Consider the following 1,093-nt stretch of genomic DNA (forward strand, 5'->3'; position numbering starts at 1 on the left):
GTTTGTAGTAAAAAATAATACTTCAGGATTATCTTTATCTGAATCTTTTTTAATTAAATCTGTTGAAAACTTTAGATTTTCCTCAGTGTTAGTGGATTTATTTTCCATGTTATAAAAAATCCCATAACACCTATTAAAACTTTAGATTTTATTTTATCAATGAAAATTGGCAATATAAAACTAGAACTTATAATACCTATTCCAACTGAAACTCCCACGGCTAAAGCCGATGGGGTTCTTAGGTACTATATAGATTTCTTTAATACTCTCACTATATTAAATATAGTTACAACGCATTAAAACTATCTATTTTCCCTAAGACTTTCACTATCAAAGCACGTTCTAATGAACCACTTTAACGATAGCATAAGGCTCGTTTCAAAACCTATTATTTGTTTTATATTCCCATACTACTTATAGTTTTATCATTACTATGTTTAATTCTTTCTATCTCTTTATCGTGAAGTGTTTTAAAATTATCAAATGTTTTAAAACATAAACCCCTATCTATTTCTTTTAAATTATTTTTGACATTCATAATTAAAAATGAACTATATAAATCTCTTTGTATTTTATAATCTCCAAAATCATTCCATCTTTCATTTAAATCCTTCTTAATATATTTATCCTCTATATGATTATATTGACTTGCTTTTACCGACCATGTATCTATTTTATATAATTCTTCTCCATTAAATTTTAATTTATTATCTAATATAGTTAAAAACATACTGGGAGCTTTATTTGCTAGTGATTTGCCAAATCGTTTCTTTTTATTATATTTGCCTGTTTTTTTATTAATAGTAGTTTCTTTTGCTTTAGATTGAAGACCTTTATAATTCATATCCTCAACATATATTTTATTTCCTAATCCCAATATATAATTTGCTAATTCCTCATGATTTTGTTTTCTTATATCAGCTTGTTTTCTTTGTAATTCCCTTAATTCATTTTGAGTTTTTATATATTTGTTAGACTTAACCGATCTATCTTTATTTTCTCGTTTGATAGTTCCATCTTCATTGTATTTATTAGGGTTATTAGCCCGTCTTTGTCTGTCTAATTTTCTTAATAATAACCTTTTTTCTTTCTC

1 protein-coding gene is annotated in these 1,093 nt (G+C 25.3%); it reads right to left on the bottom strand.

The features are described 5' to 3' along the window. Positions 1–397 precede the first annotated feature (397 nt). Positions 398–1,093: hypothetical protein (locus tag FYJ43_RS12115; protein WP_229771772.1), on the bottom strand; the 696-nt coding region annotated here is incomplete at its 5' end.

The sequence above is a fragment of the Cutibacterium porci genome (assembly GCF_009696315.1).
GTDB lineage: Bacteria > Actinomycetota > Actinomycetes > Propionibacteriales > Propionibacteriaceae > Cutibacterium > Cutibacterium porci.